General features: G+C 73.4%; 11 protein-coding genes. 5 read left to right on the top strand and 6 right to left on the bottom strand.

Annotation, left to right across the window (positions count from 1 at the left end):
• Nucleotides 1-10: 10 nt before the first annotated feature.
• The 6 genes from BKA05_RS11725 to BKA05_RS11700 all read right to left on the bottom strand — a co-directional run bounded on the left by BKA05_RS11725 (nucleotide 11) and on the right by BKA05_RS11700 (nucleotide 7,271).
• Nucleotides 11-2,320 (bottom strand): GNAT family N-acetyltransferase, encoded by a 2,310-nt coding sequence (locus BKA05_RS11725; RefSeq protein ID WP_179531589.1) that lies wholly within the window; start codon nucleotides 2,318-2,320, stop codon nucleotides 11-13.
• Nucleotides 2,317-3,627 carry a lysine N(6)-hydroxylase/L-ornithine N(5)-oxygenase family protein gene (locus BKA05_RS11720; protein WP_179531588.1) on the bottom strand — a complete coding sequence of 437 codons (1,311 nt, stop codon included), beginning with the start codon at nucleotides 3,625-3,627 and terminating at the stop codon, nucleotides 2,317-2,319. Before BKA05_RS11720 ends, BKA05_RS11725 begins: the two co-directional genes overlap by 4 nt.
• A complete protein-coding gene (locus BKA05_RS11715; RefSeq protein ID WP_343045639.1) occupies nucleotides 3,624-5,087 on the bottom strand; it encodes a pyridoxal phosphate-dependent decarboxylase family protein in 1,464 nt (487 codons plus the stop codon). Before BKA05_RS11715 ends, BKA05_RS11720 begins: the two co-directional genes overlap by 4 nt.
• A 112-nt stretch (nucleotides 5,088-5,199) precedes the next feature.
• The gene (locus tag BKA05_RS11710; protein ID WP_179531587.1) at nucleotides 5,200-5,463 is read right to left on the bottom strand and encodes a hypothetical protein; all 264 of its coding nucleotides are present in this window, start codon (nucleotides 5,461-5,463) and stop codon (nucleotides 5,200-5,202) included.
• Nucleotides 5,464-5,506: 43 nt separating this feature from the next.
• The gene (locus BKA05_RS11705; protein WP_179531586.1) at nucleotides 5,507-6,274 is read right to left on the bottom strand and encodes an alpha/beta fold hydrolase; all 768 of its coding nucleotides are present in this window, start codon (nucleotides 6,272-6,274) and stop codon (nucleotides 5,507-5,509) included.
• A gap of 40 nt (nucleotides 6,275-6,314) precedes the next feature.
• Nucleotides 6,315-7,271: a 3-methyladenine DNA glycosylase gene (locus BKA05_RS11700; protein ID WP_179531585.1), complete on the bottom strand. Its 957-nt coding sequence runs from the start codon at nucleotides 7,269-7,271 to the stop codon at nucleotides 6,315-6,317.
• 78 nt (nucleotides 7,272-7,349) lie between these two features.
• On the opposite strand from BKA05_RS11700, the gene BKA05_RS11695 reads away from it, so the two are divergent.
• Genes BKA05_RS11695 through BKA05_RS11675 form a run of 5 tightly spaced genes read left to right on the top strand, consistent with a single transcriptional unit; the run spans nucleotide 7,350 to nucleotide 13,170 of the window.
• Nucleotides 7,350-8,513 (top strand): alanine racemase, encoded by a 1,164-nt coding sequence (locus BKA05_RS11695; RefSeq protein ID WP_179531584.1) that lies wholly within the window; start codon nucleotides 7,350-7,352, stop codon nucleotides 8,511-8,513.
• On the top strand, nucleotides 8,510-9,814 hold the full coding sequence (locus BKA05_RS11690) for a D-arabinono-1,4-lactone oxidase (protein WP_179531583.1): 1,305 nt from the start codon (nucleotides 8,510-8,512) through the stop codon (nucleotides 9,812-9,814). The genes BKA05_RS11695 and BKA05_RS11690 overlap by 4 nt, the downstream gene beginning before the upstream one ends.
• Before the next feature lie 46 nt (nucleotides 9,815-9,860).
• The gene (locus tag BKA05_RS11685) at nucleotides 9,861-10,670 is read left to right on the top strand and encodes a fumarylacetoacetate hydrolase family protein (protein ID WP_179531582.1); all 810 of its coding nucleotides are present in this window, start codon (nucleotides 9,861-9,863) and stop codon (nucleotides 10,668-10,670) included.
• Between the two features lie 56 nt (nucleotides 10,671-10,726).
• Nucleotides 10,727-12,181: a glutamate--tRNA ligase gene (gene gltX, locus BKA05_RS11680; RefSeq protein ID WP_179533158.1), complete on the top strand. Its 1,455-nt coding sequence runs from the start codon at nucleotides 10,727-10,729 to the stop codon at nucleotides 12,179-12,181.
• Between the two features lie 14 nt (nucleotides 12,182-12,195).
• A complete protein-coding gene (locus BKA05_RS11675; RefSeq protein ID WP_343045638.1) occupies nucleotides 12,196-13,170 on the top strand; it encodes a CPBP family intramembrane glutamic endopeptidase in 975 nt (324 codons plus the stop codon).
• Nucleotides 13,171-13,201 lie beyond the last annotated feature (31 nt).

Below are 13,201 nucleotides of genomic sequence, written 5' to 3'. Positions count from 1 at the left end.
GGACGCCACGCTATCCAGCCGCGGACCCGCCATCGGGGACGGCTCGGTGCAGCGGGTTGTCCAGCTCACCGGCGTACAGGAACGACGAGGCCTGGTCGGAGAGGTCGACCATGTGGCGGGCGTCGCGCAGCTGCAGCCGGTTGAGGCAGGAGTGCCGGAACGTCGGTCGCTGCAGGGCGTAGTCGGCTGCGGCCGACGACAGCTCCGGGTGGTCGGCGGCGTGCCGCTCCAGGCAGCAGGCCACCTCGTCCCAGAAGTCGGCCACGGGCAGCACGCCGTCGCGGTCCCAGGTCGCGGCCAGGTGGCGCAGCACGCCGTCGACGACGTCGGTGAGCACCGCCAGGCACCGATCGTCGTCGTCGACCTCCGCGCGCACCCGCTCCACCTCCGGCGGCAGCACGCGGGTCTGCGAGAGCACCGCGACCTCCTCCCCGAGGTCCTTCATCACGCAGCGCACGGGGGCCTGGTCGCGCAGCACGAGCAGGAGGTTCTCCCCGTGCGGCATGAACGCGAGGTCGTGGGCCAGCAGGCAGTGGACGACGGGGCGCAGGTAGGCGTCCAGGCACCGGCCCAGCCACTCGCGCGGGGTAAGCCCGGAGGCCTCGACCAGCGCGGTGGCGTAGGAGTCGCCTGCCGGGTCGCGGTGCAGCAGGGAGGCGAGGGTGACGATGCGCTCACCGTCGCCGACCGCGCCCACCGGGCTCTCGCGCCACAGCGCCGCGAGCATCTTGCGCTGCGGCGCCCCGGGCGCGGCGCGGTGGTAGACGTCGCCGGTGTAGCCGACGGCTGCGACCTCCCGCAGCACCGAGAAGCCCAGCCGCTGCAGCGCCGGGTCGCCGGCCACCAGCCGGGCCACCCAGTCACTGATCGCCGGCGTCGCCTCCATGTACGCCGGGGACAACCCGCGCACGAAGCCCATGTTCTGGATGGCCAGCGCGGTCTTCACCTGCGGTCGGCACGGATCGTCGAGGTCGGCGAAGGTCCGGATCGACTGCATCGCCTGGTGACGCGACGTGCCCTCGCCCAGGACGACCAGGTCCCGTCGCGCCACGTCGGGGGCGAACGTGACGGCGACCTTGCGGTCCCACTGCCAGGGGTGGACGGGCATCAGGAGGTGGTCGGCGGGATCGAGGCCACGTCGGCGCAGCCGGTCGTGCATCAGCTCGACCTCGGAGCCCAGCCCGGTCGCGTAGAGCCCGTCCTCGGTCCAACCCTCGCCGAGCGTGAGCCGGGCGCGGTCGCGCCGCACCGCCAGCCACAGCAGCCGCACCGGCGCGGCGGCGTCGGGGGAGTAGGCCTCGTGGTCGGCCAGGCCGAAGCCGATCCGCCCGCGGTTGGCCAGGAAGCCCGGGTGCCCCTCGGTCATCGCGGCCTCGACCTCGCCGTGCGAGGCCGTCAGCAGCGAGGCTACCGGCGGCCCCGGGTGGGCCAGCTGCCAGCAGGTCCACGCCAGGGTGGCGGCCAGTTCCTCGAGGTAGACGGCGACCAGCTCGCCGCGCAGCCCCAGCGCATCGGCGTGCTCGACCACGAGCTCCTGGACGTCGAGGTCGACCGCCGCGCCGTCGACCTCGCGGGTCACCGACCCGGGGTCGACGTCCCAGTGCTCCAGCGGCAGGACCCTCGCCGCGAAGCGGTGGCTCGACGTCGGCCCGTCCACGCGCCACCGGCCGGGCCCGTCCGGGACGGGCACGAGCAGCCGCTCGTGGCACAGCTCGGAGAGCGCCTTGGTCACCAGCCGTCGCTGGGCGGCGCCCAGCAGGGCCGGGCTCAGGTGCGGCGCCGGGTCGGCGTCGCGCCCGGAGGTGGCCAGCCAGTCCTCGCGGGTCAGGAACGACAGCGCCGCGGTCTTCTCCGGCAGCTCGACGGTGCGGGCGACGACGAAGCCGGCCTCCTTGTTGAGCCGGGCGATCGCATCGTTGCCGACGTCGGGCTCGACGACGACGCGGCGTACGGACTCCTCGGCGAAGCAGTGCTCGAGCACCGCGGCGAAGACGGCGCGGGTGAGCCCCGAGCGCGGCGGCCCCTCGGGGGGCGCGACGAGCACGTGCATGCCCAGGTCGCCCTCCCGCACCTCCGGCAGCCCGGCGAGCGGGGAGTGCGCCGGGTCGTAGGTCTCGGCGAGGAATGTCGGCTCGCCGTCGACGCGGCCCAGCCACGCGTGATGGGTGCTCGACGCGCTGATGCCGGAGTACTCCAGCGCCACCTCGTCGGCGGACGCCTCGCCCATCTGCCAGTAGACCGACCGGGGGTGGGTGACCCAGCGGTGCAGCAGCCGCACGGTCGCCCCGTCCAGGGCGAGCGGCTCGATCGTGGTCCTCATGCGGAGACCTCCTGGGGCTCGTGCGTCGGGTGCGCGCGCAGGTGCTCGGGCACGCCGAAGGTCTGGGTGGCCACCCGCTTCTCGACCGGGTAGGCCTCGCGACCGGTGACGGCGTTGAGGATGGTGGCGCTGCGGTGCGCGCCCATGCCGAGGTCGGGGGCGACGAACCCGTGGGTGTGCTCCTCGGCGTTCTGCACGAAGACCTCGCGGCCGGTGACGTCGACGGCGTACGACGCGTCCGCGCACGGCCGGCCCTCCGCGTCGAGCCGCAGGCGGTCGCGGATCCCCTCGACGAAGTCGGGCAGCTGTGCGCGGTAGCCCGTGCCGAGCACCAGTCCGTCGGTGCGCAGCGCGAAGTCCTCGCCGGTCTCGTCGTGGTGGAGCGCGAGGTCGTAGGCCGTGCCGTCCCAGGTGGCGCCGGTCAGCGCCGTGTTGGTGACCAGGGTGGTGCGGGGGCCGTGGCCCTGGACCCGCAGCCGGTAGTGCAGGTCGGAGATCGCGTCGACGAGGTCGCCGCTGATGCCCTTGTAGAGGCTGCGCTGCTCGCGCAGCAGCCGCGCGCGGGTGGCGTCGGGGAGGCCCTGGAAGTAGGTGGAGTACTCCGGGGAGGTCAGCTCGAGGGTGAGCTTGGTGTACTCCATCGGGAAGAAGCGCGGGCTGCGCGTGAGCCACACCAGGTCGTAGTCGTGCTCGGGACCGGCGGCCAGCAGGTCGTGGTAGACCTCGGCGGCGCTCTGGCCGCTGCCGACGACGGTGATGGTGCGGCACTGCTGCAGCTGCTCGCGGGCGGGCAGGTAGTCCGCGGTGTGCACCGCCGGGCCGCCGGCGGCCCGGACACTGTCGGGCAGCGCCGGTCGCGTGCCGACGCCCAGGACCAGCCGCCGCGCGTGCCAGGCGTGGCCGGCAGCCGTGGTCACGGTGTAGACCCCGTCGGGCCCCCGCTCGACGCCCGTCACCCGCTGCCCGAGGCGCACCGACGGCAGGCGCTCCGCGACCCAGCGGAGGTAGTCGTCGTACTCGCTGCGCAGCGGATAGAACGACTCGCGCACGTAGAAGGGGTAGAGCCGCTCGGTCTCCTTGAGGAAGGCCAGGAAGGACCACCGGGAGGTGGGGTCGGCCATCGTCACGAGGTCGGCCAGGAACGGCACCTGCAGCGTCGCCTCGGGCAGCATCATCCCGGGGTGCCAGGACACCTCGTCGCGACCCTCGAGGAACACCGCGTCGACGTCGGGCAGCGGGTCGGCGAGCGCGGCCAGGCCCAGGTTGAAGGGGCCCAGGCCGATGCCGAGCAGGTCGTGGACCGTCATGCCGCCTCCGTCCCGAGCAGGCCGTCCGCAGCAGCGACGATGCCGTCGACCACCGACATCACGTCCTCGACGCCGGCCATCGGGTTGAGCAGGGTGAGCTTGAGCCAGCGGCGGCCGTCCACCACGGTCGCGGCGACCACGTGCTCGCCGCCGTCCCAGAGGGCGGCGCGCACCCGCGGCACGAGCGCGTCGACCATGGCGGGGTCGAGCCCGGGAGCGACCGGGCGCAGCAGCAGGGTGCTGAGCTCGGGTGCGGCCAGCACCTCGACGCGGTCGTCCTCGCGCAGTCGCTGGTGGGCTGCCTGCGCCAGGTCGACGACCGCGTCGACCAGCTCCCCGACCGCGTCGGCGCCCATCACCCGCAGGGTCAGCCACAGCTTGAGCGCGTCGAAGCGCCGCGTGGTCTGCAGGCTCTTGTCGACCTGGTCCGGTCGGCGGGTGGCGAGCCCGCCGCCGTCGGCGGGGTTGAGGTAGTCGGCGTGCGCCGTCACGTGCCGCAGGTGCGCGCGGTCGCGGACCAGCACGGCGCTGCACGAGACCGGCTGGAACCACGTCTTGTGGAAGTCCACCGTCACCGAGTCGGCGCGCTCGATGCCGTCGAGGAGCTGTCGGCGCCGACGGGAGACGAGCAGCCCACCGCCGTACGCCGCGTCGACGTGCAGCCACGCCCCGTGCTCGTGCGCGAGGTCGGCGGCCGGGACCAGCGGGTCGATCGCCCCGTGGTCGGTGGTGCCGGCGGTGGCGACGACGGCCATCGGGACGGCGCCCTCGGCCTCCACCCGAGTCAACGCGTCGGCCAGTGCCTCGGGACGCATCCGGCGACGGTCGTCGACGGGGACGGCCATGACGGCGTCGGGGGAGAGGCCCAGCAGCCGGGCGGACCGCTGGACCGAGTAGTGCCCGTCGGCCGAGACCAGCACCCGCAACCGGTCGAGGTCGGCCCCGGTCCGCGTGCGGACGTGGTCGCGTGCCAGGTGCAGGCCCTGCAGGTTGGACTGGGTGCCGCCGGAGGTGAAGACCCCGTCGGCGGCGGGCCCGAGGCCCGCCCGCTCGCAGACCCAGTCGACCAGGTGGCGCTCCACGAACGTGCCGCCGACGGACTGGTCGAAGGTGTCCAGGCTGGCGTTGACGCCGCTGACGAGAACCTCGGCGACCAGCGAGGGGATGAGGACCGGACAGTTGAGGTGGGCGGCGTAGCCGGGCTCGTGGAACCACACGGTGTCGTCGAGCCAGACGCGGTCGAGCTCGGCGAGGGCCTGGGCCGTGCAGCCGAGGGGTGCGTCGAGGTCGACGTCGCGCACCGGCTTGGCCGCGCGCTCGGGGTCCAGGCCGGTGGCCGGCCCGCGGACCCGGCCGAGGGCCGTGCTGAGGTGGTCGACGGCCAGACGCGTCGCGGTGGCGTACTCGCCGACGTGGGCCGGGTGCAGCACGTGCCGCAGGAGGGTAGGGGTGGGTGGCACCGAGAATCCTTCCGAGATGGATTAGGTAAGGCTTACCTAAACGCACCTCGAGCAGGGGTGCAAACGCCCGCCCGGATCGCGGACGTGCTCGAGAGCAGGAGGAGGAGAGGAGTCAGGCGGCGACGAGCACGGCGCCGCGCTGCACCAGCGAGCGGGCGGTGGGGAAGTCCAGGCCGTACCCGACCAGCAGGCGGTAGACCGCCATCTCCCGGGAGTCCTCGTGCTGCTGCGGGACGCCGCCGCCGTCGGCCCACCAGGTCCAGATCTCGGTGAGGGCGCGGGGGTCGCGGACGACGTGGCCGAGCAGGTGGCCGTCCAGCCGCACGGCGAACTCGTCGCGGTGCGCCACGGCGTCGAGTCGCAGCAGGTGGGTCATGTCACACCCATCGACCCCACCCGGCCGGACCTGAGGGATCGGGTCAGCCTCCGACGAACTCCTCGATCGCGGCACAGATCTCCTGCGGCCGGGTCATCGTCGGCACGTGCCCGACCCACGGCATCGTGACCAGGCGGGCGTCGGGGACCAGCCGCGTCAGCTCACGGCCGAACGGGTAGGGGACGATCAGGTCCGCGGTGCCGTGCACGACCAGGGTGGGCACGGTGATCCGACGTACGACCTCGCGCTGGTCGCTCCCCGCCAGCACCGAGAAGAGGTGCCGGGCCGCGTCGGGATCGGCCTGTCGCAGGAACGACAGCCCCCAGGGGCGCACGGCCCGTCCGCCGCGTTCCGGTGCGGCCATCCGGACGAACATCCGCAGGGTCAGGTCGTAGCGCCACCCCAGGGCGGCGCCGAAGGCGCGCAACGGGGGAGTGCGGGGGAATCGAGCCGCCCCGGCCACCACGACCAGGTGGCTGAACCGCTCCGGAGCGGCGACCGCCGCGCGCTCGACGACGAGCGAGCCCATCGACTCCCCGGCCAGCACGCAGCGCTCGACGCCGCAGTGGTCGAGCACGGCGAAGAGGTCGTCCACCATCGCCGCCAGGCTGATCTCGTCGACGGGTGCGGAGTGCCGACCGCTGCCGCGGTGGTCGTAGGCGATGACCCGCCAGCCCTGACGGCTCAGCTGCTCGGCCTGCAGCTTCCACAGCTCCCAGTTGCCGATCCAACCGCCGTGGGTCACCAGCACGCGCGGCCCGTCGCCGGTGTCCACGAGGTGGGTGAGGTGGCCGTTGATCTCCGTCAGCACACCTGAAGGTAAAGCCGGTGGACCCTCTCGACCAGGTGGGTCAGACCAGCAGCGCGTCGCACGCCTCGACCAGGCGGGCGCGCAGGGGAGCGCCCCGCTCGGCGAACGCGGCCTGTGCGGCGGCGTAGGTCCGCTTGCCCTCGGCGGTCTCGATGCGCACCGGCTCCAGCCCGAGGTCGGCCAGGTCGTACGGCGACGCGCGCATGTCGAGCACGCGGATGTCCCACGCCAGCTCGAAGCAGTCGGCGACCAGGTCGGAGGGCACCATCGGGCTGAGCCGGAAGGCGTGCTTGTAGAGGTCCATCCCGGAGTGCAGGCAGCCCGGCTGCTCGAACTCCTCGCGGTCCTTCGACCCCGGGCTCAGGGTGTTGAGCGGCCGGGCGGAGGGGGTGAAGAAGCGGAACGCGTCGAAGTGCGTGCAGGTGATCCGGTGCCCCTCGACCACCTCGTCGGTGCCGCGCTCGCCGAGCCGCAGCGGCCACTCGTGCCGGGTGCCGTGCTCGGAGGCGCGGTGCACCATCGCCCACTCGTGCAGCCCGAAGCAGCCCAGCTGCGCCGGCCGCGACGCGGTGGCCACCAGCAGCCGTCGGATCGCCTCGACGAGCGGGCGCTGGGAGGCGACGTACGCCGGGTCCACCTCGACTCGTGCCCCTGAGCGGGCGTCGGCGTCGGCGGGTCCGCTGGTCGAGCAGCGAGCGCCATCGACGGCGGGTCCGGTGGTCGAGCAGCGAGCGCCAGCGAGCGTCGTCGAGACCCGGTAGCCCTTCCAGCCCGCGTGCTCGGGCGCGTCCTCGAGCGCTACGCCGACACCTGGGTGCCAGCGCCGCAGCTGCGCGGGCCGCTGGGAGTAGTAGGTGAACAGGAAGTCGTGGACGGGATGCTTGACCCGGGCCTCGCGGCGCTCGAGGTGCGGCCGGACGAACCGGTCCACGCGCGCGGCGTGCGCCTCGGCGAGCGGCTCCCACTCCGCCCGCGACAGCACCGTGCCCACCTGCATGGGTCCCACGGTAGGCGCGACGCGCGCCCGTGCAGGAACCGACGACGTACGCCGCCGGGCTGGTGTTGACTGGCGCACATGGTCGACCGGCGAGCCCAGCTGCTGTCCGCGACTGCCCACCTCGAGGCGCCGCTCGGGATCGTCGACGACGACGCACTGGTCGCGAACGCCGACGACCTGGTCCGACGCGCCGGGGGAGTGCCGATCCGGGTCGCGACCAAGTCGGTGCGGGTGCGTTCGGTGGTGGAGGAGGTGCTGCGCCGACCGGGGTTCGCCGGCGTGATGACCTACTCGCTGGCCGAGTCGGTGTGGCTCGCCGACCTCGGCCACGACGACGTGCTGCTGGCCTACCCCTCCGTGAGCCGTGCATCGCTGCACGACCTCGCCGCCGAGGAGCAGCGGCTCGCGGCCATCACGGTCATGGTCGACTCCACCGACCACCTCGACCTCGTCGACGCCGTCCTCGGGGCCGGCCGCCCCACGATCCGGGTCTGCCTCGACGTCGACGCCTCGCTGCGGCTCGGCCCGATCCACCTCGGCGCCCGCCGCTCGCCGGTGCACACCGTCGAGGAGGCCGAGCGGCTGGCACGCGCGGTGGCCGAGCGTCCGGGCTTCGCGCTGGTGGGGCTGATGTTCTACGACGCCCAGATCGCCGGGGTCCCGGACTCCTCGCCGGCGGTGCGGCTGATGAAGCGCCGCTCCGCCGCCGAGCTGGTCGACCGGCGGGCGACCGTCGTCGCCACCGTCGGCCGGCACGCGGAGCTCGAGATCGTCAACGCCGGCGGCACCGGCAGCCTGCACGTCGTCGGCGGGGACCCGGTCCTCACCGAGCTCACCGCCGGCTCCGGGCTCTTCGCCCCCACCCTCTTCGACGGGTACGCCGGCTTCAGCCCCCGCCCCGCGGGGTACTACGCGCTCGACGTCGTGCGCCGTCCGGCGGCGGACCTCGCCACGCTGTTCTCCGGGGGCTTCATCGCCTCGGGCCCGACCGGCGCGAGCCGCGCCCCCACGCCGGTCTGGCCCGAGGACCTGGCGCTCACGCGCGCCGAGGGCGCCGGTGAGGTGCAGACCCCGGTCCGCGGGGCCGGTGCCGGCGCGCTGGCGGTCGGCGACCGGGTGCTGCTGCGGCACGCGAAGGCGGGGGAGATGTGCGAGCGGCTGGCCGAGGTCGCCCGGGTCGACGCGGACGGGACCGCGCGCGTGGTGCCGACGTACCGCGGCGAGGGGAGGGTCTTCGGATGAGCATCACCGGGAACACCTGGCGCAACTGGAGCGGCAGCGTGCACTGCACCCCGCAGCGGCTGGCCGCCCCCACCTCGACCGCCGAGGTCGCGCAGGTGCTCGCCGAGGCCGTCCGGGACGGGCTCACCGTCCGCCCGGTCGGCTCGGGCCACTCCTTCACCCCGCTGTGCGCGACCGACGGGGTGCAGCTGCGGCTCGACGGCATGTCCCGGCTGCTCGGGCACACCCCCGACGGGCGGGTGCGGGTGCACGCGGGGATGTCGCTGCGCACCCTCAACCGTGAGCTGGACCGGCTGGGCCTGGCGCTGCCCAACCTCGGCGACGTCGACCCGCAGACCGTGGCCGGCGCGATCGGCACCGGCACCCACGGCACCGGTGACCGGTTGCACGGCATCGCCAAGGCCGTCGTCGGGGTGCAGCTGGTGACGGCGTCGGGCGACGTGGTGGAGGTCGACGAGAAGCACCCGTGGTTCGGTGCGGTGCGGGTCTCCCTGGGCGCGCTGGGCATCGTCACCGAGGTCACCCTGCAGTGCGTGCCGGCCTTCCTCCTGCACGCACGGGAGGAGCCGATGCCGCTGCCGGAGGTCCTCGAGCGGCTGCCCGAGCTCGTCGGCGGCAACGACCACTGCGAGTTCTACTGGTTCCCCCACACCGAGAAGGCGCTGCTCAAGCGCAACAACCGCGTCCCCGAGGGCACCGAGCCCGCGCCGATCGGCCGGCTGCGCGGCCTGGTGGACGACGAGCTGCTCAGCAACGGCGCGTTCGAGGTGCTCAACCGGGTCGCCCACGCCCGGCCCTCGCTGGTGCCGCGGATCAACGCCTTCTCCGGCTCCGCCCTCTCGGCACGGGAGTTCGTCGCGCCCTCCCACGAGGTCTTCGTGTCGCGGCGCCGGGTCCGCTTCCACGAGTCGGAGTTCGCGATGCCGCGGGCGGCGCTGCCGGAGGTGATCGCTGCCCTGCAGCGGTGGTTCGCGACCAGCGGCGAGCACGTGTCGTTCCCCATCGAGGTGCGCTTCACCGCCGCCGACGACGTGTGGCTCTCCACGGCCCACGAGCGCGAGAGCTGCTACGTGGCGGTGCACACCTACCACCGCCAGGACCCCGCGTCGTACTTCGCCGCCGCCCAGGAGGTCTTCGTCGCCCACGACGGCCGACCGCACTGGGGCAAGCGGCACACCCTCGACGCGGCGTACCTCTCGCGGGCCTACGCGCGCTTCGACGACGTCCTCGCGATCCGCGACGAGGCCGACCCGCACCGACTGCTCACCAACGACCACCTCACGCAGGTCCTGGGCGACTGAGATCGGCGACTGAGGTCCGCAGCCGCTGACTCGATAGGGTCGAGCGGTGCGCATCGCGAGATTCACCACGGGCGAGGACCCGCAGTACGGCGTCGTGACCGGCGACCTCGACGAGCACGGCCAGCTGGGCGAGGACGCGGTCATCGTGGCCCTCGCCGGCGACCCGTTGTACGTCGGCGTCAAGCTGCTCGAGCAGGAGCACCGCCTCGAGGACGTCCGGCTCCTCGCACCGGTCCTGCCCCGCAGCAAGGTCGTCGGCATCGGCCGCAACTACGCCAAGCACGCCGCCGAGCTCGGCAACGACGTGCCCGACGAGCCGCTGATGTTCCTCAAGCCCAACACCTCGGTGGTCGGCCCGGGCGACCCGGTCTTCCACCCCCGCCAGACCCAGGACCTGCAGTACGAGGGCGAGCTGGCCGTCGTCATCGGCCGCATCTGCCGCGACGTCCCGCCCGAGAAGGCGACCGACGTCATCCACGGCTACACCATCGCCAACGACGTCACCGCCCGCGACCTGCAGCGCAGCGACGACCAGTGGACGCGGGCCAAGGGCTTCGACTCCTTCTGCCCGCTGGGCCCCTGGGTCGAGACCGACCTCGACCCGCAGGCCTTCGCCGACGGCCTACGCGTGCGCACCTACCTCAACGGTGACGTCGTCCAGGACGGCTCGACGGCCGACATGATCTTCGACGTCCCGACCCTCGTCGCCCACGTCAGCAGCGTGATGACCCTGCTGCCCGGCGACGTGATCCTCACCGGCACCCCCGAGGGCGTCGGCCGCATGCACGTCGGCGACGAGGTCGAGGTCGCCATCGACGGCCTCGGCGCGCTGACCAACACCATCAAGGAGCGCTGAACCCCGTGACCGACAGCACCACCACCCAGGCGCCCGCCACGCCGGTCAGGGTCCGGATGGCCCCGTCGCCGACCGGCTCGCCGCACGTCGGACTGGTCCGCACCGCGCTGTTCAACTACGCCTTCGCCAAGCACGCCGAGCTGACCGGCCGTGGCGGCACGTTCGTGCTGCGCATCGAGGACACCGACAAGGAGCGCTCGACCGAGGAGTCCTACGCCGCGATCCTCGAGCTGTTCCGCTGGCTCGGCCTGACCTGGGACGAGGGGGTGGAGGTCGGCGGCCCGTACGGCCCCTACCGCCAGTCCGAGCGGGGCGAGCTCTACCGCGACGTGCTCGCGAGCCTGCGCGCGTCGTCTTACACCTACGACTGCTACTGCACCACCGACGAGGTCGAGGCGCGGCGCAAGGAGTCCGGCTCCAAGGTGATGGGGTACGACGGCTTCTGCCGCGAGCTCTCCGAGGAGCAGCGCATCGCGTTCGAGGCCGAGGACCGTCGGCCCATCGTCCGCTTCCGGATGCCCGAGGGCTCGATCACCTGGGACGACCTGGTGCGCGGCGAGGTCACCTTCGAGACGCAGTTCGTCCCCGACTTCGCGCTGTGCCGCGCCAACGGCGACCCGCTCTACACGCTCACCGCGCCGGTCGACGACGCGACCATGCACATCACCCACGTCCTGCGCGGTGAGGACCTGCTCTCCTCGACTCCGCGCCAGATCGCCCTGTTCGAGGCGATGAAGGCGATCGGCGTCGCCGAGACCACCCCGGCCTACGGTCACCTGCCCTACGTGATGGGGGAGGGCAACAAGAAGCTCTCCAAGCGCGACCCGCAGGCGCACGCACTGGCCTACCGCGACCAGGGGTTCGTCCCGGAGGGCCTGCTCAACTACGTGGCCCTGCTGGGCTGGGCGATCGGGGCCGACCGCGACGTCTTCTCGCTCGAGGAGATGGTCGAGGCCTTCGACATCGCCGACGTCAACGCCAACCCGGCGCGCTTCGACCTGAAGAAGGCCGAGGCCATCAACACCGCCCACCTGCGGATGCTGCCGGTCGAGGAGATCACCCACCGCGCGCTGCCGTTCCTCAAGGCCGCCGGCGTGGTCAGCGACCCGGTCCGCGACGCCGACGCCCAGCTGCTGGAGCTGGCGATGCCGCTGGTCGCCGAGCGGGTCAACAAGCTCGCCGAGGTCGCCGACATGCTCGGGTTCCTCTTCGTCGACGAGGCCGACTTCACCCGCGACGAGGCCGACGTGGCCAAGCTGCTCGACGAGACCGGTCGCGGGGTCGTCAAGGCCGCGCACGACGCCGTCGCCGCGCTCGGCACCTGGTCGACCCAGGCCATCCAGGACGCCCTGCAGGCCACGTTGGTCGACGAGATGGGCCTCAAGCCGCGGGTGGCCTACGGCCCGGTCCGCGTCGCGATCACCGGCCGCCGGGTCAGCCCGCCGCTGTTCGAGTCGATGGAGCTGCTGGGGCGCGAGCGGTCGCTCGCCCGCCTGGCCTCCGCTCTCTGACCGAGGAGCGCGACGTGCTGGCCTACCACCGCCTGCTCACCGCCGGGCGACCCTCGCGCTGGTGGGTGCTGCTGGGCGTCGCCCTGGTCGTGGTGTTCTTCCTGGTCGCGCAGACGGTGGCGGCCGGGGTGATCGCCGCGGGGCTGATCCTGGGCGGGCTGCCCACCGACGTCGCGCTGGACCGACTCTCGGGCACCGACGAGGTCACGCCGTCGTTCCTCGCCCTGGTCAACCTCGGCTGGGCCGCGGCCATCCCCGCCGTCGTGCTCGCCGTGTGGCTGGTGCACGGCCTGCACCCCGGCTGGGCCGTCTCCGTCGTACGCCGGGTGCGGTGGGGGTGGTTCGCGACCTGCCTGGGCCTCTCGCTGGTCGCCCTCGTCGCGACGCTGCTGGTCTCGGCGGTGCTGCCGGCCCAGGGCAACGGTGCGGAGATCACCGGTGAGCTGAACTCCTGGAGCCGGACGATGCGCGACTTCCTGCTCGTCGTCGTGCTGCTCACCCCGTTGCAGGCGGCGGGGGAGGAGTTCGCGTTCCGCGGCTACCTCACCCAGGCCGTCGGCACCCTGGTCCCCTCGCGACTCGTCGCGGTGGTGGTCCCGGCGCTGCTGTTCGCCCTGGCCCACGGGGCGCAGGACCCGCCGGTCTTCGTCGACCGCTTCGCCTTCGGCCTCGTCGCGGGCTTCCTGGTGCTGGCCACCGGGGGGCTCGAGGCGGGCATCGCGATGCACGTGCTCAACAACCTGCTGGCCTTCGGCATGGCGCTGGCCTTCAGCGACATGACCTCGGCGATGAACCCCTCCGGCGGGACCTGGTGGAGCCTGCCCGTCACCTTGACCCAGAGCCTGGTCTACCTCGGCGTCGTCTTGTGGGTGGCGCGCAGGCGGGGGATCGCCACCGAGGGCACGCCCGCCCCCTGGGGCGCTCCGCGCCGGCCCGCCGGGCCGCCCCCGCCCCCCTCCGAATTGGTCGGCCCCGACCCTCGCGTGTAAGGTTCCCGTCGGTCCTCAGGGCTGCGGAAGC

The organism is Nocardioides marinus (assembly GCF_013408145.1).
GTDB classification, from domain to species: domain Bacteria; phylum Actinomycetota; class Actinomycetes; order Propionibacteriales; family Nocardioidaceae; genus Nocardioides; species Nocardioides marinus.
Note: the sequence above shows the minus strand (reverse complement) of the source record. Positions and strands in the feature narration are given on the sequence as shown.